Genomic DNA, 20,364 nt, shown 5'->3' on the forward strand with positions numbered 1-20,364 from the left:
CAAGCCATGACCGCTCTGGCAGCCCGTGCCGCGATCGTCGCTCTCGTCGCCGCCCTCACCGCCTGTAGCAGCCCGGCCTCCCAATCCGAGACCAAACCGCTGTCCGACCAGCCGCCCCCGTTGGTGCCCGCGCTGGCGCTGCCCGACAACGCCGTTGACAATGCCGTCGCCAAGCTCGATGGGATCGTCGCGGACCTGATGAAGTCCTCCAGTATCCCGGGTATGGCCGTTGCTGTCGTTCACGACGGAAAGACGCTGTACGCCAAGGGTTTCGGCGTCAAGGATGTCAACCGTCCGGCCGATGAACCGGCCAACAAGGTGGATCCCGACACGGTATTCCAGCTAGCTTCGGTGTCCAAACCCATTGGTGCGACCGTCGTCGCGCATCAGGTCAGTCAGAATGCCATCAGCTGGAACACCCCGGTGGTCGACAAGCTGCCGTGGTTTGCGCTCGCCGATCCGGCCGCCACCAAGATGGTGACTGTCGGTGACCTGTATTCGCACCGCTCGGGGTTGCCCGACCATGCCGGTGATCAGCTGGAGGATCTCGGCTACGACCGGCGCTACATCCTGGAACGCCTGCGCCAGCTCCCGCTGGCACCCTTCCGGATTTCGTACGCCTACACCAACTTCGGGCTGACCGCTGCCGCCGAAGCGGTGGCGGCGGCTGCCGGCAAGCAATGGGAAGACCTCAGCGACCAGGTGCTCTATGGGCCACTGGGCATGGCGTCGACCAGCTCCCGGTTCGCCGACTACGACGCCAGAGGAGACAAGGCGTTGGCGCACATCCGCATCGACGGGAAATACCAGCCGCTCTACAAGCGCGATGCCGACCCCGAATCGCCCGCCGGCGGGGTCAGCTCGTCGGTCAACGACCTCACCCACTGGCTGTCCATGGTGCTGGCCGAGGGTAAATACAACGGGCAGCAGATCGTCGACCCGGCCGCGCTACTGCCCGCGGTGTCGCCACAGATCGTGTCCAATCCGCCCACCGAGCCGGCGATGCGCTCGGGGTTCTACGGCTACGGCTTCAACGTCGGCACCACGTCGGCGGCCCGGGTGCAGCTGAGCCACTCGGGTGCCTTCGATCTCGGTGCCGCAACCAACTTCGTCATGATCCCGTCGGCCGACGTCGCGATCGTCGCGCTGACCAACGCCACCCCGACCGGTATCCCGGAGACGCTGACCGCGGAATTCGCCGACCTCGTTCAGTTCGGCGAGGTGCGCGAGGACTGGCGCAAGCTCTACAGCAACGCGTTCGCCGGTCTGGACAAGCCGTTCGGTGCACTGGCGGGCAAGACACCACCGGCGAACCCGGCTCCGGCCAAGCCGTTCGCCGCTTACTTGGGCACGTACCGCAATGACTACTGGGGGCCGGCCGTGGTCGCCGAGAAGGACGGCAAGCTCACGCTGTCGTTGGGGCCGCGGCCGGACGTGCTCGAGCTCAGCCACTGGAACGGCGATGTGTTCACCTTCCGCTTCCCGAGCGAAAACTTCCCTCCCGGAAGCATTTCCATGGCCACGTTCGATGGTGCCAAGTTGACCCTCGAGTACTACGACGAAGACAAGATGGGAACTTTCACCCGATGAGCCGCTTGCGCGAAGAGCGAAGGCCTGAGCCGCGATGAACGTCGGGGTTGCGGCGGGGCTGTCCGCCGACGAAGTAGCCGCCCGGATTGCACAGGGCAAGACCAACGACGTCCCGTCCCGGGCATCGCGCAGCACCTCGGAGATCGTGCGGGCCAACGTGTTCACCCGCATCAACGCCATTCTCGGGGTGCTGCTGCTGATCGTGCTGTCCACCGGGTCACTGATCAACGGGATGTTCGGGCTACTCATCGTTGCCAACAGCGGCATCGGCATCATCCAGGAACTGCGCGCCAAGAAGACCCTCGACAACCTGGCCATCGTCGGGCAGGCCAAGCCCACCGTGCGCCGGCAAACGGGGACCAAGCCGTTGCCGCCCAACGAGGTAGTGCTCGACGACGTCATCGAGCTCGGGCCGGGCGACCAGATTGTCGTCGACGGTGAGCTGATCGAGGCTGCCAACCTCGAGGTCGACGAATCGTTGTTGACGGGTGAGGCGGACGCGATCGCCAAGCATGCCGGCGACCACGTGATGTCAGGAAGCTTTGTCGTCGCCGGCGCCGGTGCCTACCGCGCCACCAAAGTTGGCCGGGAAGCCTACGCGGCCAAACTCGCCGAGGAAGCCAGCAAGTTCACCTTGGTGAAATCCGAACTGCGCAGTGGCATCAACAAGATCCTGCAGTTCATCACCTACCTGCTGTGGCCAACCGGCCTGCTGGTCATCTACACCCAGCTGTTCACCACAGGAGTCGGCTGGCGGGAGTCGGTGCTGCGGATGGTCGGCGCGCTGGTTCCGATGGTTCCCGAAGGCCTGGTGCTGATGACGTCGATCGCGTTCGCCGTCGGTGTGGTCCGGTTGGGCCGCAGGCAATGTCTGGTTCAGGAACTGCCTGCCATCGAAGGGTTGGCCCGCGTCGACGTGGTGTGCGCCGACAAGACCGGCACGCTCACCGAGAACGGCATGCGACTGTCCGAGGTCACCGCGGTGAGCGATGACGCCCACCCGGTCGGCGATGTGCTGGCGTCGCTGGCGGCCGACGACCCCAAACCCAACGCCAGCATGCAGGCCATCGCCGAGGCCTACCCGAAGGCGCCGGGCTGGACCGCAACGGCCGCAGCGCCGTTCAAATCCGCCACCAAGTGGAGCGGGGTCTCCTACGGCGAACACGGCAACTGGCTGATCGGCGCCCCCGACGTGCTGCTCGATCCGGACTCGCCTGTGGCGGCAAAGGCCGAGGAGATCGGCGCCCGCGGCATGCGGGTGCTGTTGCTGGGCTCCAGTGACGTAGGCGTCGACAGCGCCGATGCGCCCGGTCACGTCACCCCGGTGGCGCTGGTAGTGCTCGAGCAACGGGTCCGTCCCGACGCCAGGGAGACGCTGGAATACTTTGCTTCCCAGCATGTTTCGGTGAAAGTTATCTCCGGCGACAACGCGGTGTCGGTCGGGGCGGTGGCAGGCACACTGGGTCTGCAGGGCGAGACGATGGATGCCCGCCACCTGCCGGCCGAGCCCGACGCGCTGGCCGACGCCATGGCGACCTACACCACGTTCGGCCGGGTGCGACCCGACCAGAAGCGGGCCATGGTGCACGCGCTGCAGTCGCGCGGCCACACCGTCGCGATGACCGGCGACGGGGTCAACGACGTGCTGGCACTCAAGGACGCCGACATCGGGGTGGCAATGGGGTCGGGCTCCCCGGCCTCGCGTGCGGTGGCCCAGATCGTGTTGCTGGACAACCGGTTCGCCACGCTGCCCTACGTGGTCGGTGAGGGCAGAAGGGTGATCGGCAACATCGAGCGGGTCTCCAACCTGTTCCTGACCAAGACTGTCTACTCGGTGTTGCTGGCCCTGCTGGTCGGGCTTGCGGGCCTGTCGCACAAGCTGTTCGGCACCGACCCGCTGCTGTACCCGTTCCAGCCGATCCACGTCACCATCGCGGCGTGGTTCACCATCGGCATCCCGGCGTTCGTCCTCTCGCTGGCACCCAACAGCGAGCGCGCCCACACCGGATTCGTGCGCCGCGTGATGACGTCCGCATTGCCGTCCGGAGTGGTGATCGGCGTGACGACCTACGCGTCGTACCTGCTCGCCTATCACGGCAACAGCGCGACGACGATCGAGCAGACGCAGGCCTCCACCGCCGCGTTGATCACCCTGCTGATGGGAGCGCTGTGGGTGCTGTCGGTAGTGGCCCGGCCCTACCAGTGGTGGCGGGTCGCACTAGTGGCCGTCTCCGGTCTGTCGTACGTGGTGATCTTCGCCATACCGCTGGCCCGCAAGACGTTCATGCTGGACCCGTCGAACCTCGAAGTCACGACTTCGGGTCTGGCGCTGGGATTGGCCGCTGCCGGGCTGATCGAGATCATCTGGTGGGTGCAGGGCCGGATGCTGGGCGAACGGCGGACATTGTGGCGAACCGCGCCCACGGTGCAAGATTGACCGATGGGATTCCTCGAGAAAGCCCTCGACAAGACCAAAGAAGTCTTGAGCGAGAACGCCGACAAGGTGGGGCAGGCCATCGACAAGGCCGGCGACATCATCGACGAGAAGACACAGGGCAAGTACTCCGGCACCGTCGACAAGGTGCAGGACGCCGCCAAGAACATCGTCGAGAAGAACCGCACCGACAAGGGCGATCAACACACCTGACCCATGGCGAAAATCTCAGTATCCGTAGATGTTCCACTTCCACCCGAGCAGGCTTGGCAGCACGCCTCCGACTTGTCGCGCTACAAGGACTGGCTCACCATCCACCGAGTCTGGCGCTCCACGCTGCCCGAGACCCTGGAAAAGGGCACCGTCGTGGAGTCCATTGTCGAGGTGAAGGGCATGCCCAACCGGGTGAAGTGGACGATTGTCCACCTCAACGCGCCCGAGGCGATGACGCTCAACGGTGCCGGTGTGGGCGGAGTCAAGGTCAAGTTGATCGGCAAGGTCCGGGCGAGCGCCTTGGACGCGGGAGCATCCGTGGTGACCATGGATGTACATCTGGGCGGCCCGGCGCTGTTCGGGCCGATCGGCATGATCGTTGCCGGCGCGCTGCGCGGCGACATCAAGGAGTCGCTGGACCGCTTCGTAACGGTCTTCGCGGCGTCGTAGCTCAGCCCCGGATGACCCGATGTGGGGTCGGGTAGGGGTGCACCCTGGGGGTGCCGTGCCGAGCCGTCCCCAGCCCGGGCAGCGGGTGCCGGGCTTGGTCGGCCCGCGCCTGCTCGGTGGCCAGGAACCGCCGTTCCAGTCCGGCGATCAGATCCTGCACCGATCGGCGCTCCCGTTCGGCGGCGCGGATCATCCCGCGAATCCGCCGGGCCTGCGTTTGCTCACCGCGACGCTGATACCTCTCGAGCGCGGAGCCGTAATTGGCCAGATCGGCGTCGAGCTGCTCACACTGCGCCAGCAGCATTTCCCGGAGATGCTGAGCCTGAAGGCGATTCGCGGAGTCGGGGGCTTGGTTGCCCAGATCCACATTGCGCGGTGAGGTCACGGGCGAACTGTAGCCGACCTGATACTCCGGCGCGCAGCGGGTGGAAAATCGCTCGCTGAACCGCTTTTTGTTCATTTATCCGCCACCTCATCGCCACCGTCCGTGATGGCGGTGGTTGCGCAAACCGCGTATTTCGTCCGATGATGTCGGGCGTGGAACGTGCCGAGGAACAGCGCCAGATCGATCAGGTGGTCCACCGCCTGACCGAGCTCTTCCCCTATGTGCCGGATCACGTCATCACCGAGACCGTGGACAGTGCATACCGCCGGTTCGACGGCGCGCGCATCCGCGAGTACGTCCCGCTGTTCGTCGAGCGCTACTGCCGTGCGCTGTTCGTACTTCAGCCGGCGGTGGAGATCTCGGCTTAGCCCGGCGGCGTCGTCAGGGCAGCGGCGCCGACCAGACCAGCCTGCTGCCGCCCCCGGCGCGCGGCACAAGAGTGAACTGGCCCCCGCATTCGTGCGCGCGTGCGGCCAGATTCGCCAGACCGCTGGCGGTGATGTCCGCGCCGATGCCCACTCCGTCGTCGCTGACATTGATGGTCAGGTCGTCGTCGACGGTGACCGACACGGTCACCGAACGAGCCCGGGCGTGGCGCACCACGTTGCTCACGGCTTCTCGCACCACCGCCTCGGCATGATCGGCCAGCGCGGCGTCGACCACCGATAGCGGCCCGCTGAGGTGCACCGCCGGGCGCACCGCGGAGTCGACGGTCATCCGGGTCACTGCCTGCTCGATGCGCTGACGCAGCCGGGTCACCGATCCGCCGTGCAGGTCGAAGATCGCGGTGCGGATCTCCTCGACGACCTCCTGTAGGTCATCCAGTGCGCCCGCGACCCGCCGGGTGCCCTCGGCCTGGTCGGCGTTCAGCGCGCCCTGCAGCGACAAACCCACCGCGAACAGCCGCTGGATCACATGGTCGTGGAGATCCCTCGCAATCCGGTCGCGGTCGGTGAGCACGTCGAGTTCGCGCATCCGGCGCTGCGCGGTCGCCAGATGCAAGGCCAGCCCCGCCTGCGCGGCGAACGCCGCTGCCATCCCCAGTTCCGCTTCGGTGAACTGTTTACCCGCTGCCGGCACGCACACCAGGACGCCGGTGGCGGTGCCGGGCTCACAGACGGGCAGCACCAGCGCCACGGTGCCAGTCTCGGAGAGATCGCGGAAATCGCTGGCCCGCAACGGAAGGCAATCGGTGAAGGCCTGGCCCACGGCCGTATCGGTCATCGACAGTCGCCGCCCCAGAAACTCGGTGCGGGTCGAGGCGGTTATCACCAGCTCACCCGGCTCGCCCGGTGTGGCGTAGAAGCTGAAATCCCCCCCGGTCAAAGCCAATGCCTTGGAGGTGATTTCGCGGTGCACCTCGGCAGGGTCGTCGCCGGCCAGTAGGTCGGTGCTGATATCGCGAGTAGCCTCGATCCACAGCTGACGGGTATGTGCCGCCTGGTAGAGCCGGGCGTTGTCGATCGCGATGCCCGCGGCGCCGGCCAATGCGAGCACCAGCACCTCGTCGGCTTCGGTGAAGGCCGCGCCGTCCGCTTTCTCGGTCAGGTAGAGGTTGCCGTACACCTGGTCGCGGATCCGGATGGGCACGCCGAGGAAACTGTGCATCGGCGGATGATGCGCGGGAAACCCGATCGACGCCGGATGCTGCGAAAGATCGTCGACGCGAATCACCTTGGGAGTCTTCAGAAGAAGACCGAGCATTCCGTGCCCGGCAGGAAGCGGTCCGATCAGCTCGGCGGTTTCGGAGTCGATACCCTCGAACACGAACCGCTCGAGGCCCGGTTGCGGTTCGGAATCGATCACGCCGACGGCGCCGTAGCGGGCGTTCACCAAATCCATTGCGGTGTGGATGATGGTGTGCAGTTTCTCTTCGAGTTCAAGCCCGGAGGAGACGGCCAGCATCGCGTCGATGAGCCCATCCCGGACGTCAAGGTCAAACATCGTTGCGAGGCAACGTGTCTGCGGCGAACAGCGCGGCCTGGGTGCGCCCGGCGAGTCCCAGCTTGGCCAGCAGCCGCGACACGTAGTTCTTCACCGTCTTTTCGGCAAGGAACATCCGCTGGCCGATCTCACGGTTGGTCAGTCCCTCGCCGAGCAGCTGCAGCAGTGTGCGTTCGGTGGACGACAAGTCGCGCAGCCGCTCGTCCTGTACGGTGTCCTTGCGCAGCCGGGACATCAGCGCCGCCGCGGCTCGATTGTCCAGCAACGACTTTCCCGCGCCGACGGTCTTGATGGCCTCGGCCAGCGCCATGCCGCGGATGTCCTTGACCACGTATCCGCTGGCTCCGGCCAGGATCGCGTCGAGCATGGACTGCTCGTCGGTGAAGGAAGTCAGAATGAGGCAACGCAATTCGGCGTGGACGGCCAGCAGGTCCCGGCACAGTTCGATACCGCTGCCGTCAGGCAGGCGGATGTCCAGGACGGCGACGTCGGGTCGTGCCGCGGAGATACGCGTCAGCGCCTCGGCGACGGTGGCCGCCTCACCCACCACCGTCAGTTCGGGGTCGCTGCTGAGAAGGTCGGCCAGACCGCGCCGCACGACCTCGTGGTCGTCGACCAGGAACACCTTGATCACACCGCAGTACAGCCCGTGAGCATGCCGAGCCGGTAGGGACTTTGGTCCTGAAAACGGCAGACCAACGCCGTTCTGAAGGGGCCGTAAACTGCCCGGCTCAGGGACCGGCGAGGGTGCATCGTTGGTGGCGCGCGACGATAACTGCACCCTTCGGCGCGCCATGGGCCGGCGGGCGGATCCTTCTCCGCCCGGCCGGCCCAACCCCTCTTCTAGACTGCGTCGATGACCGCCAGGTACTCACCCGCCATCGACTTCGCCGCGGTCGACGCCATCGACTTCCACACCCACGTCGAGATCGACGGGGCCGGCCAGTGCGCCTACGACGACGAACTGGCCGAAGCCACCGGACGTTACTTCAAGCTCGGTCCCGACTACTTCGCCCGTGTCGACGACCTCGCCGAGCATTACCGGAAGCACAACACCGCCGCGGTGGTGTTCACCATCGACGCGCACACCGTGTCCGGGCACGCGCCCAATTCGGTGGAGGAGCTCATCGAGGGGGCAGTCCGCAACAGCGACGTGCTCATCCCGTTCGGCTCCGTCGACCCGTGGGACGGCGACGCCGTGCGGCGAGTGGGGGAGCTGGCCCGTGACTACGGCGTGCGGGGTTTCAAGTTCCATCCCAGCCTGCAGGGCTTCGAACCCAACGATCGCCGGTTCTACCCGATCTACGAGGCGATTGCCGCCGCCGGGGTGCCCGCCCTCTTTCACAGCGGCCAGACCGGGCTGGGGTCGGCGCTGCCCGGAGGGCACGGGATCAAACTGCGCTACTCGGACCCGATGCTGCTCGACGACGTCGCCGCCGACTTCCCCGACCTGACCGTCGTCATGGCCCACCCGCGGTGCCGTGGGTCGACGCCCAGATCGCCATCGCCTCGCACAAGGCCAACGTCTTCGTCGACCTCTCCGGCTGGTCACCGAAATACTTCCCGCCCCAGCTTGTTTCGGCGATTGGGCGCCAGCTGCGCACCAAGGCCCTGTTCGGCACCGACCATCCCTACATCGCGCTGGACCGCTGGCGGCGGGATTTCGAGACCCTTGACGTCGATCCCGCGGTGGTCCCGCTGATCCTCAAGGAGAACGCATTGAGGGTGCTCGGACTGGCCTAGGCGGTCTGGGATTCGACGACCATCGCCGACGGTGCGTCGCGTTCCCACAGCACCGCGCCGACGCAGGCGGTCAGCACCCACCCGGCCCCGACGGCGCCGCACCAGATCAGCAATGCCATCGCTACGCCGATCGGGCCGAAACCGTCCCAGTCGTGCAGCAGCGACGGGAACAGCAGCCGGGAGCCGATCGGGATGACGATCCCGTCGACCACCACGCCGGCCAGCCCAGCCAACGCAAGTGAGCGCAGGCCTCGGCCTCCGTCGCGAACCAGCAGCGCCGGGGTCACCGACCAGAACAGCCACACCGGCAGAAGACCGATGACGAACAGCAGTCCCCGGCTGACGCCGTGGTGATGGTGGCCGAACATGATCCGCTCGCGCACCGCCATGGTGGCCAGATACAAGGTGAACCAGATGGTTCCCCGCACTAGCCGGGTCAGCAGACCGTACTGCTCGCGGCGCCAGGCCTTCGCGAAGATGGACGCGACCGAGGCCGCCATCGGGATGCCCCAGACCAGGAAACTCGCCACCCCGATCAGTGTCCAGTCCGCCCGCAGCCCCGCGGAATTGCCGAAGGCTTCCCGCAGCCGGTCGCTGAGCGGATGTTCCAGGGCGAACTGGCGAGTGAAGATGGTGCCGGGGCTGGCATTGTCGGCGAAGCCCTGCATATAGCTGAAGCCGATGATCATCAGCGGAATGACCGTGGTGAACAGCTGGGTGGAGACCACCGCACTCTGGGTGCCGCCATCGATTTCGTTGTAGCGGGCGACCAGTGCCGTCAGTGGTTTGAGCCGGCGTGACTCCTGTAGGCGCCGGTAGCGTTCCTCGACGCGCCGCCGGATGTCGTCCCGTCTGGTGCTTACGGGTTCACCGGACTCCGTCATGAGCAAAGGGTAGGACAGCCCGACCCACGCGGGCATCAACCTGCCGACTGGCCCTTGCGCAGTGTGTCGAGCAATTCGCGGTAGGGGCCGACGAGGTAGGCGGTGTCGCCTGCGATCAGTTGCGTATCGCGGCGCGGATGTAGCCGCACCGGCGACTGGCCGCGGCTGATGGCGATGACCCGGGTATGGGTCGACAGCTCGAACATCCGGATCCCGTCGAGCTCGCTGCCCGGCTGCACCTGCACGGCGCCGATCATGAACGAGCGATGGCCCACCGAGAAGGTGCCCTGAACGTCCAGGCCCATCGCCGCGCCGATGAACCACGGGGTGGCCAGGTCGACGGTGGAGCGGACGTATTCGAACTTGAACCGCGTGCCGACGGCCGAGCCCAGCGCCCGGTCATAGATGCGCAACACGATCGGGACATCGGGACGGTGGATTTCGGGAAGCGTTCGCGGACCGAGCATTTCCTTGAGCACAATGCCGGTTTCGATGTTGACCATGTCGTCCTGGGTGAGCACCGCGACCGCGCGGGCTTCCTCGATGCGGGCCGCCTGAAGGGTCTGACGCAGGGTGGCGTCCCCGAAGATCACCGGCACTCCCAGCTCGGCGGCCGCCGACAGGTAGCGGTTGTCTTCGCTGCGTTCGATCACCGCGACATCGTGTCCGGCGGCCTTCAACATGCCGGCCACCTGGATCCCGAACGATCCCAGGCCGACCACGACGACGTGCCGGTTCAGGTGTCGCACCTTCTGCCTGCTGGCGGCATGCGAGAGTCGTTGTGACAGCAGCCCGTCGGCCACGAACGCCACCACGATCGCTGTCGTTGCCACCCCGGCGAACATCATCATGACGCCCCACAACCGCAACCACGTCGGCTGATGGAGGAAGGTGAAGTCGCCGTAGCCGACGGTGGCGATCGTCTCGGACGAGAAGTACAGCGCGTCGACCCAGCCCATCCCCGGTTGCTTGTAGGCGTAGCGCAACATGATCGTCGACCCGGCGAGCAGCGCGGCTCCCACCGCAAGTGACCGGTAGAACATCGGATTCAGGTCGTCACTGAAGGCCCGTACGGCGTCGGAGATGCGGACGAACAACGGGCGCGGCCGCGGGGTGGCACGGATCGGCTTGGCGATCTTGATGCCCCGCTCAGTGAGCTCGTGAGCGGTCCCGATCATCGCCGTCCAGTCGCCGGGTCGCACCCGTTCGTCGCGGCCGGGACAGGCGATCAGTTCGCCGGGAGTCTCGGCGGCTTCGCCGCGGATGACCGCGACCGGAGCGAGGTCGCCGTAGATCTCCCGCAGGGTGCCGTCCTTAGTCGCGGTGGTGCCGGTGATGACGAAGTCGATTCCGGCTACCGAGATGGTGTGGGTCGTGCGCTTTAACAGGGCTTCTACCACCGAGGGTGCCGCGAGGTCGGCGACGTCCAGGATGGCGCCGGGGCCGTTGCCGTCTGCCATCGCTTCGCGCAACACGGCGTTGGCCAGCCGCGCCACCACCCGCGCATGCGGGTTGGCCTGCCGGGCCAGCAGCGCGATCTGCAGGTTCAGATCGTCATCGTCGTCGGCGCAGATCACGGCGTCGGCGGTGGCGATGCCTGCGTCCTCGAGGTCCTCGGGCGCCTGCGAGATGGCTACGGTGACTCCGACGTTCTTCAGCTCCTCGATGATCCGCAAGCCGAGCGCGTCATCACCGCAGACGATGGTGTGACCGTGCATGGGGAAACGCTACTTCGGAAACGTCGGCCATGACGGGTGAGAATGACCTATGCCCACAGCCCCCTACGTCAAGGCCTGCATCAACGGCGCCCGCACACCCGAGGCACATCCGGGCCTGCCGGTGTCGCCGCAGCAGCTGGCCGATGCCGCCGTCGCCGCTCACCAGGCCGGAGCCAAAGCCGTGCACCTGCATCCCAAGACCGCCGACGGGGTGGATTCACTGGCGCCGGAGACCGTCGCCGCGGCGGTCAGCGCCGTCCGCCGCGCGTTGCCGGGCCTCCCGCTCGGTGTGACGACGGGGTTTTGGGCGCTGCCCGACCCTCAGGCCCGGTTGCGGGCCGTCGAGTCGTGGACGGTGTTACCCGATTTCGCGTCGGTCAACTGGCACGAGCCAGGGTCGGCCGAGCTGGCGCAGCTGCTGCTGAGCCGCGGCCTCGGGGTGGAGATCGGCATATTCCACGCCGAGGCGGCCGAGTCGTGGGCGCGCTCCGAGGTGGCGCCGCACTGCCTGAGGGTGATGATCGAACTGGGGCCAGACGGGGACACCGAGACCGCCGACGATCTGCTGGCGCGGATCCGCGCCGCCGAGTCGCCCGCGCCGATCCTGCTGCACGGGCTCGACGACAGCTGCTGGCCGCTGCTGGCGCATGCCGGCAAGCGCGGGCTGCAGACCCGGATCGGGTTGGAGGACACCCTGCTGTTGCCGGACGGGTCTACGGCGCCGGGCAACGCCGAACTGGTGGCCGCCGCCGCCGAGGTTCTTGCGGTCAGTCGTTAGGTGCGGCCAGCGCGAAATCGGCGAAGTCGAAGCCAGGCACGACCACGCAACTGACCAGCGTCGGCTCGTTGTCACGCGGATGGGCGCGCTGCCAGTAACCCGGCGGCACCAACACCTGCGGCTGTTCGCCGGCGACGATGTCGGGGCCGAGCACAACCGTTGTGGCGCTGTCCCTTTCCGGTCCGATGTCGAGCAGCAAGGGGCTGCCGCGGTGATACAGCCAGAGCTCGGCGCTGCGCACCGTGTGCCACGCCGACTGCTGGCCGGGCAGCAGCACGAAATAGATGGCGGTCCCGGCATTGCGCGGGCCGTTGTAATCCGGTGGCAGCGCCGACTCGCCGACGACGAGCTCGCTGCGCCACGTCTCGCGGAAAAAGCCACCCTCGGGGTGGGGACCCATGTCGAGCTGTCGAACCCAGTCGGGGAGATCCGTCATGGGCAACAGAGTAGAGATAAATCGGTTGCTCGCGTTCGCGTTGCCGCATTACCGTGGCCGTCGTTCACCTCGAACTCATTGAAGCTCGAACTCATGAAGAAGGAGGGTCCCCATCGTGGATCACAGCGTCGCCCACCCGCCCGCTGACGACCACATCGGAGACCCATGCCCACCGACTCTGCAATCACCCTGATCGATCTCGACTTCGTCTGGCCGGACGGCGCCGTCGCGCTGGACCAGCTCAATGCCACGCTGGCGAGCGGGCGCACCGGACTGATCGGTGCCAACGGCAGCGGAAAGTCGACCCTGCTGCGCCTGATCGCCGGCAGGCTCACCCCGACCGGTGGCCGGATCGTCACAACCGGGGACGTCGCCTACCTGCCGCAGACCCTGACCCTCGACAAGCACCTGTCGATCGCCGACGTGCTGGGCGTCGGCGCCAAGCTGGCAGCGCTGCGTGCCATCGAATCCGGCACGGCGACGGTGCGGAACTTCGAGACTCTCGGCGAGGACTGGGGCATCGCGGCACGTGCCGGTGAGACGCTGTGCGCGATCGGCCTCGGCCCAGCCGATCTCGACCGGACGGTCGGTCAGCTGTCCGGCGGGGAGGCAATGTTGTTGGGGGTCAGCGCCCTTGCGCTCGACCCGGCACCGATTACCCTGCTCGACGAGCCCACGAACAACCTCGACCGGGGCGCCCGTACCCGGCTGTTCGACCTGATCGCCGACTGGCCGGGAACGCTTGTCGTGGTCAGCCATGACGTCGGCCTGCTCGACCGGATGGCCACCACCGCCGAACTGCACGACCATCGGCTGACCTGCTTTGGCGGGCCGTACCGGGACTGGTGCGCGTATCTGGCCAACGAACAAGCCGCCGCGGCGCAGGCGGTATCGGCGGCTGAGCAGACGGTGCGGGTGCAAAAGCGTCAGCGGGCTGCCGCGGAAACCAAGCTGGCGCGCCGTAACCGCAAGGCGCAGAAGGACTATGCCAACAAGCGGGCACCGAAGATCGTGATGAACAACTGGGCGTCGGCTGCCGAGGTAACGGCCGGCAAGCTGCGCTCCGAGCTCGACGGCAGAGCGGCCGCCGCCGCCGACGCGCTGCAGGCAGCCGAGGCCCGGCTCCGCAGCGACGAGCGCATCCGCGTCGACTTGCCTGACCCCGAGGTGCCCGCCAGTCGCAGAATCGCCGAATTGCCCAGCGCGCGTGGGCCGTACGTCGTCATAGGCCCCGAACGGATCGCTGTCGTCGGCCCTAACGGCATCGGGAAGACCAGGCTGCTGGACGATCTTCTCGCCGGGACTGCCGGCCGGTTGCTGACCGACCGGGTCGGGTACCTGCGACAGCGCATCGACGGACTGGACGAGCAGGCCAGCGTTCTGGACAACGTGCGGGCCGCGGCGCCACAGGGCGACCCTGCCCCGGTGCGCACCCGCCTGGCGCGGTTTCTGCTGCGCGGCGACTCGGTGTACCGGCCGGTGGCGACGCTGTCCGGCGGCGAGCGATTCCGGGTGGCGCTGGCACGGCTGCTGTTGACCGAGCCGGCGCCCCAGCTGATCCTGCTCGACGAACCGACCAACAACCTCGACCTGGCCAGCGTGGATCAGCTGGTCGACGCCCTGCGCGCCTACCGCGGCGCGCTGGTCGTCGTCAGTCACGACGACGAGTTCCTGGCTCGGCTGGATCTGGACCGGACCTTGTCGATGCGGTTGCCCGGCGTACTGGACGAGGCGGGTTAGGGTCGGACCATGGCACACCTGCGCGCGGGCTGGTTGGTGGTGCTGTGCGCGGTCGTGCTGGCTGTCAGTGCCTGGCTGCCGTGGTTGACCACCCCGGCGCTGGGCGGCGGGCGGGCCAGCGCGATCGGGGGCACGGTCGGCAGCATCGTGATGCCGCCGCATTTCGGGGTGGGGCAGCTGATCGTGCTGTTGACCTCGGTGCTGATCGTGACCGGTGCGATGGTGGCACGCAATGTGTCCCCGCGGCTGGCCGCGCTGGCGGCACTGGTGCTCTCGGTGCTCATCGGCGTGCTCGTCTATTCCTATTACCACCGAAACGTCAGCCCTCCGGTGTCGGCCGGATACGGCTTCTACATCGGGGCGGGCGCCGCGTCCGCAGTGCTGCTGTCGTCGGTGTGGGCGTTGATATCGGCACTGGTGCGGCGGAGGTGAGCCGTTTCGTCGAACCGGTCACTTTGACCGGTGCGCAATGGGTTTCACTGGAGCCGTTGAGCAGTTCGCACATTCCCGAGCTTGCCGCTGCCGCCGCCGACGTCGGGGAACTCTGGTTCACCAGTGCACCCTCGCCGGAGACCGCGCCGGCGTGGGTGGAGCGGATGCGGGCCATGCAGGCCACCGACGAAGGCGTGACGTATGTGATCCGGCGAAGCACCGACGGTGTGGTGGTGGGCTCGTCGAGCTTGTTTCATGTCGACGCCGCCAACCGGCGACTCGAGATCGGCCACACCTGGTATTCGGCGTCAGCGCGGCGCACCGGGGTCAACACCGAGACGAAACTGGTGATGCTGTCGCATGCATTCGACCAACTCGGTTGTGTCGCAGTCGAGTTTCGAACGCACTTCTTCAATCGGGTGAGCAGGGCGGCGATCGAACGCCTAGGAGCCAAGATGGACGGCGTGCTGCGCAGCCACCAGCTGCTCGCCGACGGGTCCCGTCGCGACACGGTCGTCTACTCAATCCTCGACATCGAATGGCCCGCGGTTCGCAACAACCTCGCCTACCGGCTCGGCCTCCACGCGGACGGCTGAGCTCGAATGTCCGGCTCGGCCCTACGGCCGAGCTGAATGTCCGGCTCGGCCTTCAGGCCGAGCCGGACAGCGGAATGGGTTGGGCCTCAGCCCGCTTCGACGGTGGTTGCCTCTATCTGCTGGCCCCCGCCAGAGCGGACGACTTCGATGCGGCGTGCCTTGGCCCTCTCGGCCAACGGAATCGTCACCGTCAGCACGCCGTTCTCGTAGGTGGCCGAGATCTTCGCAGTGTCGATGCCCTCGCCGAGCGCCAACTGGCGACGGTAGGTACCGAAGAATCTCTCACTGGTCAGCCATTGCACGGAGTCTTCTGAACGCGCCGAGCGATGTGCGGTCAGCGTCAGTGTCCCGTTGTCGACATTGACATCGACCGAACCGGGATCCACGCCGGGCAGGTCAGCGGTCAGCACGTAGTGATCGTCGACCTTGTAGAGGTCCATCGGCATGAATCTGGGGCTGCGATCAGTTCCGGCTTGGCTGGTCAACAGCCCCCGGGTCATTGCTTCAAGGTCATTGAACGGATCGAAGCGCAGCACAGTACTCACCTCCTGCGTCACTGAATGTAAGCCCGCCACCCTGGCGGGCAGCTTTACTGTGCAGCGCCAGATTAGCACTCGATGGTCGAGAGTGCTAACACTTTTTTGGGTGTCCTGGGGGCTGCCACCGGTAGGCTTGGCCGGGTTTGCCGGGGCGGGTGTGCGGAGGATGAGATTGCGCAGGGTGACAGGACAGGTGGCGGCCGTGCTGGCCGCGGCGCTGGTGGTGGCGATCGCGGGGTGCTCGGATAATGCGAAGCCGGCCGCCGTGGCATGCGCCGAGGTGTCGGTGCCCATGGTCGACATCCCCACTCGAACCGACCAGGAGCCACGGCTGCGGCTGCCGCAGCCGCAGGACTGGGAACGCACCACCAAACTGGACTCCGACACCATCCGGTTCGCGCTGCGCAACGAGAAGCTCACCGATCGGGGCTTCACCCCTAACGCCGTCGTCACGCTGCAGAAGGTGGGCTCCGACCTGGGCAAGCCGCAGCAGATTCTCGACGCACAGAACCAGCAGCTGGTGGCCAAACTTAAAGTCAAGGACCTGAAGACCAATCCGACGCAGGTGTGCGGGTCGACTGCGCAGTCGACCACCTACACCGCGCCGGCGATGGGCAAGATCCCGGCCCGCAGCGCGACCTCACTGGCTGTGGTCTACCAGGCCGGCGACGTCAACTACGTCACCACGCTTACGGTGCAGACGATCAAACCTGACGACCCTACCTACGCCGCGGACTCCGCGACGATCCTCAAAGGATTCCAAGTACTTTCGCCTAAATAGCGGCGGTGCTGACCTGGCCGCCGCTCAATCGTTCGGCGCACCGGTCGCAGGCCAGTTCGCCAGTGAAGCCCGCGCCGCAGTCGTGGTGGGTCATCACGACCGCTGGGCCTTCGGGCGCTTGGAACCACCACTGGGCCCATTGCAGGGCGGCCGCCAGCACCGGGAAGAATGCCAGCCCCTTCTCGGTGAGCAGGTAGGCGGCCCGCTCCGGGCCCGACCGCTCGGTCGGTGACGTGGTGAACACGCCGATGTGGCAGAAGGTCTGTAGCCGCTCGGCCAGCAGGCTGGGTGGGGCGCCGAGCTGGTTCTGAAAGTCGGTGAATCGCGTCGTTCCCAGGAATGCCGCCACCAGAAGCGCTGCAGCCCAGCGGTTTCCGAGGATGCTCATGGTTTCCGGGAACAATCCGGCATGGCGTTCGGTGGTGTCGGACTCCGAACGGCGTCGCGTCGTCGCGGCCGGCGCCGACCGTGCCCACGTTCCGCTTGGGCCGAGGCTCAATGCCACTTCGGCGCCGGTGACCACGCCCTGACACGTATTGCAGCGCAACAAGGGTGTGAAGTGTGATCCGCAAGCCGCATGGCGCATGGCGGGCAGTGTTTCCCGATGCCCGGTGACCCAGTTGCGTTCCCACTGCCAGATGGACAGCAGTGCCGGCCACAGCGATCGCCCGCGGCCGGTGATCAGATACTCGGTGCGCGCCCGGGTGGAGGCATGGACCCTTCGAGTCAGCAGGCCGTCACTGACCAGGGTCCGCAGCCGGTTGGTCAACACGGAATTCGAGATCGGCAATCGCGCCATGAACTGGCTGTACCGGCTGGCGCCGAGCAGTGCTTGCTGGACGATGAGCAGGTTCCATTCGTCGCCGAGCAGGCCGAGCATCCGACCGATGGCATTAGGGCTGTCTGGCGCCAACACGGTAGGCGTCTCGGCAGGCACGGTCTCGACCACTACAGTCCGATCGCCTCGGCGGCCGAATCGCTGGTATGCCAGTGGCGCAGCGCGTCACCGGCCACCCACGTGGAGTGGGTGCCGCTGGAAATTCGTTCCGGTAGTTGAAGTTTGCAGACCGGCCCGTCGGACAACCGGGCGGCGTCGAACACCAGGCAGTACGAGGCGTCCGCGGTCATGTCGGTGGTCAGGGTGACCAGGTACCCGTCGTCCTCGGTCCGGCTGCCGACGCGTGGGGCCATAGCCGTCTCGCTGCCGTAGACACCGTCGGCGAATGCGTAACGTTGTTCGGTGCCGGTGTGAACATCGTGGCGGACCAGGCCGTCGAATAAGAACCAGCCCGGCTTGCCGGTGGCCGCGTAGGTGTAGCGGTACGGCTCGCCTTGATAGCCGGAGTTGATCATGCCGAACTCGGTGATGCTGTCCGACAACGGTTCTTCGGTGAGCCCGCCCGTGACGAGGTTGAGGCGCCAGCGATGCAGTCTGGCCTGCATCCGGTCCAGTGCGAGGAAGCGGAACGCACGCTGCCACTTGGTGCCGGTACCGTTATCGGTCGGCTCGGGGTCACCCTGGAAGAACCCGTCCAGCACGATCTCGTCGCCGTCCTCGTAGGCGTTGACGAAGTGCAGCACGAATGTGGGGTCGGCTTCGAACCACTGGATGTCGGTGGTGGAGCCGCGTCGGGGGAGCACCGCGAACCGGGACGGCATATCCCGGTGGAAGCGAGCCACGTGCGCATCGCGCTCCAGCATCTCCGGATCCCAGAACAACGGAAAGTCGTTGAGAATCACGTAGTTTCGGGTGAACGCCATGTCATGGGGCAGCCGTGGGCCCGGTAGCGGGACATCGGTGTAGTGCACGAGGTCGTTGTTTGCGTCGACCACCCCATAGTGCATGTAGGGCGCAGACTTGGAGTAGTTGAAAAACAGCATCTCTCCAGTGCGGTCGTCGACCTTCGGATGGGCCGAGACGCCCCAGTCGGCCGGGAAACCGCCGTTGAACGTCTCCTTGCCCAGCGTCTGCGCGGAGTACGGGTCGACGCGATAGAGGTCACCGCATTGGTAGAAGCTCGTCAGCGCGGTGCCGCGATGCACGATGACGTCTGTGCTGGAGGCGTCCTTCATCAGGGTGCGCGCACCCCAGCCGTAGTCCACCTTCGCCAGCGGCAGCGGTTCGGCCAGCCCCGGCCAGAGCGGGCCACCGGCGGCGTTCTCAGCCTCGAAGCCATCAGTGCGGACAAAACGGTTGCGGTAGAACGCTTTTCCATCGCGGAAGCCGACGATGTGCAGCATGCCGTCACCGTCGAAGGGGTGGTACGCCTTCAGCGCCGGGTGCAGCGGGTTCTCGGTGTTGCGCAGATAGACGCCATCGAGGTCGGTGGGAATCTCGCCGTCGACGACGGTGAGGTCGTCGGCGCGCCACTCAGTGTTCTGGGGTCGCCACGGCCCGGTGCGGTAGGGGTGGTCGTCGTCCTCGGGCAGCGTGCTGAGGAATTTGCCGACGATCTCAGTGTCCATCGTCTGCCGATCTGATCACGAAACTGACTGTGGTGGCGGTACTACCACCGAAATTCAGGGTGCCGAAGCGGCGCGCGCCACCGACCTGATAGTCGCCGGCGGAGGCGCTGACCTGTTTGGCGGCGTCCAGGAGCATCCGGATCCCGGATGCTCCTACCGGGTGTCCGCCGCCGATGAGGCCGCCACTCGGGTTGACCGGCAACCGGCCGCCGATCTCGATCTCGCCGTTCTCGATCGCCTTCCACGATTCGCCGGGACCGGTCAGGCCGATGTGGTCGATGGCGAGATACTCACTCGGAGTGAAGCAGTCGTGCACCTCGATCCCGTCCAGATCGTCGAGACCGATGCCGGCCCGGCCGAAGGCGTCGTACACGGCGGCGCGAACGTGGGGCAGCACATACGGATTTGACGCGTCACGTTCGAGCTTCTGCCGCAGTCCCAGCCCCACGGTGCGGTGGCCCCAACCCTCGATCAGCCCGATCGGGCGCACGCCGGGGTGGTCGCGCAGAAAGTCGTCGTTGACCAGTACGACGCCGGCGCCGCCGTCGGTCATCTGGCTGCAGTCGTAGCGGCGGATCCGGCCCTCGGTCGGCGGATTGACGGCGTCATCCCCGCCGTGTGACACCAGATCGGGGACCTCCCAGTCCCGGGTCTGGGCGTTCGGGTTGCGTTTGGCGTTGGCGAAGTTCAGCGCGCTGATGGCGTGCAGGTGAGCATCGTCGATACCGAAGCGGCGGTCGTACTCGTCGGCGACTTCGGCGAACATCGACGGCCAGAGGAACGTGGCATCTGCACCCTCGTGGCCGGTCCAGGCCGCCGCGCCTAGGTGGGCCGCGGCGGTATCGCCGGGCACCGTCTTCTCCAGCTCCACACCGACCACGAGGGCGGTGCGGTAATGACCGGCCCGCAGATCGGCCATCGCTGCCAGCGCCGCCACGCTGCCCGACGCGCAGGCCGCCTCGTGGCGGGTCGCCGGGGTGTCCCACAGTCCCTCGTGCACGGTGGCGGGCATCGCGCCGAGGTGGCCCTGCCGGGCGAACATCTCACCGAACGCGTTGGCGACGTGCACGACGTCGATGTCGGTGGCGTCGATCATCGCTTCAGCCAGGGTGAGGTTGACGACCTCGCTGGTCAACGCCGCGTAATCACGCCCTTCGCGGGTCAGATTCCTGGCGAAATCGCTTTGGTAGCCGCCGAGGATCCAGATGTTGCCTGTCACAGGCCAGAAGTTACTA

At 66.7% G+C, this 20,364-nt stretch carries 20 protein-coding genes and 1 pseudogene; 11 read left to right on the top strand and 10 right to left on the bottom strand.

Annotated features, from left to right (window positions below; all coding sequences use genetic code 11):
• Window positions 1-6 precede the first annotated feature (6 nt).
• The 4 genes from CG716_RS01670 to CG716_RS01685 are packed head-to-tail and all read left to right on the top strand — an operon-like array spanning window position 7 to window position 4,687.
• Window positions 7-1,590: a serine hydrolase gene (locus tag CG716_RS01670; protein WP_094475752.1), complete on the top strand. Its 1,584-nt coding sequence runs from the start codon at window positions 7-9 to the stop codon at window positions 1,588-1,590.
• A gap of 34 nt (window positions 1,591-1,624) precedes the next feature.
• Window positions 1,625-4,027, top strand: a complete 2,403-nt coding sequence (locus CG716_RS01675; RefSeq protein ID WP_094475754.1) for an HAD-IC family P-type ATPase — start codon at window positions 1,625-1,627, stop codon at window positions 4,025-4,027.
• 3 nt (window positions 4,028-4,030) lie between these two features.
• A complete protein-coding gene (locus CG716_RS01680; RefSeq protein WP_094475756.1) occupies window positions 4,031-4,237 on the top strand; it encodes an antitoxin in 207 nt (68 codons plus the stop codon).
• Window positions 4,238-4,240: 3 nt separating this feature from the next.
• Window positions 4,241-4,687, top strand: coding sequence for a type II toxin-antitoxin system Rv0910 family toxin (locus CG716_RS01685; protein ID WP_094475758.1), 447 nt, complete (start codon window positions 4,241-4,243; stop codon window positions 4,685-4,687).
• A 1-nt stretch (window position 4,688) separates the two neighbouring features.
• On the opposite strand, the gene CG716_RS01690 is transcribed toward CG716_RS01685, so the two are convergent.
• On the bottom strand, window positions 4,689-5,072 hold the full coding sequence (locus CG716_RS01690) for a hypothetical protein (RefSeq protein ID WP_133066847.1): 384 nt from the start codon (window positions 5,070-5,072) through the stop codon (window positions 4,689-4,691).
• A gap of 143 nt (window positions 5,073-5,215) precedes the next feature.
• On the opposite strand from CG716_RS01690, the gene CG716_RS01695 reads away from it, so the two are divergent.
• A complete protein-coding gene (locus CG716_RS01695; protein WP_234817663.1) occupies window positions 5,216-5,440 on the top strand; it encodes a three-helix bundle dimerization domain-containing protein in 225 nt (74 codons plus the stop codon).
• A gap of 13 nt (window positions 5,441-5,453) precedes the next feature.
• On the opposite strand, the gene CG716_RS01700 is transcribed toward CG716_RS01695, so the two are convergent.
• On the bottom strand, window positions 5,454-7,016 hold the full coding sequence (locus CG716_RS01700) for a GAF domain-containing sensor histidine kinase (protein WP_094475764.1): 1,563 nt from the start codon (window positions 7,014-7,016) through the stop codon (window positions 5,454-5,456).
• The gene (locus tag CG716_RS01705; RefSeq protein WP_094475766.1) at window positions 7,009-7,650 is read right to left on the bottom strand and encodes a response regulator; all 642 of its coding nucleotides are present in this window, start codon (window positions 7,648-7,650) and stop codon (window positions 7,009-7,011) included. The genes CG716_RS01700 and CG716_RS01705 overlap by 8 nt, the downstream gene beginning before the upstream one ends.
• 222 nt (window positions 7,651-7,872) lie before the next feature.
• On the opposite strand from CG716_RS01705, the pseudogene CG716_RS01710 reads away from it, so the two are divergent.
• A pseudogene (locus CG716_RS01710) lies at window positions 7,873-8,759 on the top strand (amidohydrolase family protein).
• Here the strand turns inward: CG716_RS01710 and CG716_RS01715 are convergent.
• Together CG716_RS01715 and CG716_RS01720 are read right to left on the bottom strand one after the other, a co-directional pair.
• Window positions 8,756-9,643, bottom strand: coding sequence for a hypothetical protein (locus CG716_RS01715; RefSeq protein ID WP_094475977.1), 888 nt, complete (start codon window positions 9,641-9,643; stop codon window positions 8,756-8,758). The pseudogene CG716_RS01710 and the gene CG716_RS01715 sit on opposite strands and share 4 nt — an antisense overlap.
• Before the next feature lie 35 nt (window positions 9,644-9,678).
• Complete coding sequence (locus CG716_RS01720; protein WP_094475768.1) at window positions 9,679-11,361, bottom strand: NAD-binding protein; 1,683 nt, start codon at window positions 11,359-11,361, stop codon at window positions 9,679-9,681.
• A gap of 49 nt (window positions 11,362-11,410) precedes the next feature.
• Between CG716_RS01720 and CG716_RS01725 the strand changes: the two genes are divergently transcribed.
• Window positions 11,411-12,139 carry a 3-keto-5-aminohexanoate cleavage protein gene (locus CG716_RS01725; RefSeq protein WP_094475769.1) on the top strand — a complete coding sequence of 243 codons (729 nt, stop codon included), beginning with the start codon at window positions 11,411-11,413 and terminating at the stop codon, window positions 12,137-12,139.
• Here the strand turns inward: CG716_RS01725 and CG716_RS01730 are convergent.
• On the bottom strand, window positions 12,129-12,575 hold the full coding sequence (locus tag CG716_RS01730) for a cupin domain-containing protein (protein ID WP_094475771.1): 447 nt from the start codon (window positions 12,573-12,575) through the stop codon (window positions 12,129-12,131). The genes CG716_RS01725 and CG716_RS01730 overlap by 11 nt on opposite strands.
• A 165-nt stretch (window positions 12,576-12,740) precedes the next feature.
• Between CG716_RS01730 and CG716_RS01735 the strand changes: the two genes are divergently transcribed.
• The 3 genes from CG716_RS01735 to CG716_RS01745 are packed head-to-tail and all read left to right on the top strand — an operon-like array spanning window position 12,741 to window position 15,343.
• Window positions 12,741-14,315: an ABC-F family ATP-binding cassette domain-containing protein gene (locus tag CG716_RS01735; protein ID WP_094475773.1), complete on the top strand. Its 1,575-nt coding sequence runs from the start codon at window positions 12,741-12,743 to the stop codon at window positions 14,313-14,315.
• A gap of 9 nt (window positions 14,316-14,324) precedes the next feature.
• Window positions 14,325-14,747, top strand: a complete 423-nt coding sequence (locus CG716_RS01740; RefSeq protein ID WP_094475775.1) for a hypothetical protein — start codon at window positions 14,325-14,327, stop codon at window positions 14,745-14,747.
• Window positions 14,744-15,343: a GNAT family N-acetyltransferase gene (locus CG716_RS01745; protein WP_094475777.1), complete on the top strand. Its 600-nt coding sequence runs from the start codon at window positions 14,744-14,746 to the stop codon at window positions 15,341-15,343. The genes CG716_RS01740 and CG716_RS01745 overlap by 4 nt, the downstream gene beginning before the upstream one ends.
• 86 nt (window positions 15,344-15,429) lie before the next feature.
• Here the strand turns inward: CG716_RS01745 and CG716_RS01750 are convergent, their stop codons facing one another.
• Window positions 15,430-15,879 carry an Hsp20/alpha crystallin family protein gene (locus tag CG716_RS01750; protein ID WP_094475779.1) on the bottom strand — a complete coding sequence of 150 codons (450 nt, stop codon included), beginning with the start codon at window positions 15,877-15,879 and terminating at the stop codon, window positions 15,430-15,432.
• A gap of 184 nt (window positions 15,880-16,063) precedes the next feature.
• Between CG716_RS01750 and CG716_RS01755 the strand changes: the two genes are divergently transcribed.
• A complete protein-coding gene (locus CG716_RS01755) occupies window positions 16,064-16,663 on the top strand; it encodes an LpqN/LpqT family lipoprotein (protein WP_094475781.1) in 600 nt (199 codons plus the stop codon).
• Here the strand turns inward: CG716_RS01755 and CG716_RS01760 are convergent.
• Genes CG716_RS01760 through CG716_RS01770 form a run of 3 tightly spaced genes read right to left on the bottom strand, consistent with a single transcriptional unit; the run spans window position 16,656 to window position 20,348 of the window.
• On the bottom strand, window positions 16,656-17,612 hold the full coding sequence (locus CG716_RS01760) for a winged helix-turn-helix transcriptional regulator (RefSeq protein ID WP_094475783.1): 957 nt from the start codon (window positions 17,610-17,612) through the stop codon (window positions 16,656-16,658). The genes CG716_RS01755 and CG716_RS01760 overlap by 8 nt on opposite strands.
• Window positions 17,612-19,129, bottom strand: coding sequence for a carotenoid oxygenase family protein (locus CG716_RS01765; RefSeq protein ID WP_094475785.1), 1,518 nt, complete (start codon window positions 19,127-19,129; stop codon window positions 17,612-17,614). The genes CG716_RS01760 and CG716_RS01765 overlap by 1 nt, the downstream gene beginning before the upstream one ends.
• Window positions 19,119-20,348, bottom strand: coding sequence for an acetyl-CoA acetyltransferase (locus tag CG716_RS01770; RefSeq protein ID WP_094475787.1), 1,230 nt, complete (start codon window positions 20,346-20,348; stop codon window positions 19,119-19,121). The genes CG716_RS01765 and CG716_RS01770 overlap by 11 nt, the downstream gene beginning before the upstream one ends.
• Window positions 20,349-20,364: the final 16 nt, after the last annotated feature.

This window comes from Mycolicibacterium sphagni, from assembly GCF_002250655.1.
Lineage (GTDB): Bacteria > Actinomycetota > Actinomycetes > Mycobacteriales > Mycobacteriaceae > Mycobacterium > Mycobacterium sphagni.